Annotated in this window: 1 protein-coding gene and 1 pseudogene; both read right to left on the bottom strand. The window is 44.7% G+C overall.

From position 1 onward, the window contains the following. On the bottom strand, positions 1 to 760 hold a 760-nt coding region (locus WEIDD23_RS00300), incomplete at its 3' end, for a LysM peptidoglycan-binding domain-containing protein (protein ID WP_062358729.1). 375 nt (positions 761 to 1,135) lie between these two features. Beyond that, positions 1,136 to 1,359: pseudogene (locus tag WEIDD23_RS00295) on the bottom strand (type I pantothenate kinase); the annotation flags it as partial.

The raw sequence follows: 1,359 nt of genomic DNA, 5'->3' as shown, positions 1-1,359 counted from the left end.
CAACTGAACCGTAACGTGAAACGGCGTAGTCAACCAAACCATTAGTTTGCGTGGCAACGTCACCCGTTCCCCAGCCTTCCTTAGTTTGACCCAATCCCATGTAACCGTTTGGTGAAACGGCGTTAGGGTTACCACCTGATTCAGGCATTACGATGTTTTGCCACAAGGCATCAGTACCACCGTTAGCAATGAATTGGTCATAAACTGAACCACCAGCGGCTGGTGCGGCTGCAGGAGCAGCTTGTTGTGCAACTGGCTCAGCTTGCTCAGCAACGGCAGTATCTTGTGCAACTGGTTGTGCTTGAACTGAAGCAGCAGCGGCTTCTGACTCAGCAGCCTTTGAGGCAGCAGCTTCTGAAGCGGCAACTGATGATGCAACGGCCTCTGAAGCAGCGGCAGATGATGCGGCAGCTTCTGATGCAGCAGTCATTGAAGCAACAGCTTCTGACATTGCTGATGAAGCAGCATCTGATGCAGCGCTGTTAGCTGATGATGCAGCAGTCGTGTTCAACGCATTTTCATTAAGCTCTTCTTGCGTTGGCACTTCGATTTGTTGATCAGCAAAAATCATGTTTGCGTCAGTAATCTTGTTAGTCTTAACCAAGTCTTCAACAGTCAAGTTAAACTTGTCTGCCAATTCTGACAACGTGTCGCCCTTTTGAACCGTGTATGTTGAAGCGGCGTTTGCAACAGTTTGGCCTGCAACCAATACTGAAGCCAAACCGGCGATCGTCAATGCTGTTTCTTTCATCTTACTCATAATCAGTTAAACACTCCTAAGGATTGTATCTATGTCGTGCGAACCCTATTGCTCAAGCACGTTCTCTTATATGAGGCTTCTTCCTTGCCTCAACCACAAGACATAGTTTACCAAGCTGAGCAGGCTTAAAATTACACATTCATTACATAACATGTCTAGAAACAATATCATGACCCCTTTTTGTGTCATATTAACGTTACATAAGGTGTGTTACACGTGTAAACCATTGATATATAGGCATTTCCCGCCATTTAATTAACCGGTTAAATAACATGTTTTTTGTAACTTAAATTGATAAATAAAAGCCGGAAAACGTTGATTTCCTGGCTTTTGTCTATTTTTGTCACATTCATGACACGTTGAAAAGTAATGAAATCAGAATTTGCGTAACCAAATTTCGTTAATTCCGTGTCCCATCGCCTTATGAAGAATTAAATCAGCTCGTTCACGCGTTGGTAAAATGTAGTCCGTTAGGTTCGGTAAGTTAACCGTTTCCCAGACGCGACGCGCACCAGCTACCGCCTCAGCTACTGGAATTTGCGTATAAGGAAAGAAGAAATTCGTTGGATCTGCCTCTTCCTTTGCCTGTTGCAGCAACG

Origin of the sequence: Weissella sp. DD23 (genome assembly GCF_001579105.1) — a bacterium.
GTDB classification, from domain to species: Bacteria; Bacillota; Bacilli; order Lactobacillales; family Lactobacillaceae; genus Weissella; species Weissella cibaria.
Note: the sequence above shows the minus strand (reverse complement) of the source record. Positions and strands in the feature narration are given on the sequence as shown.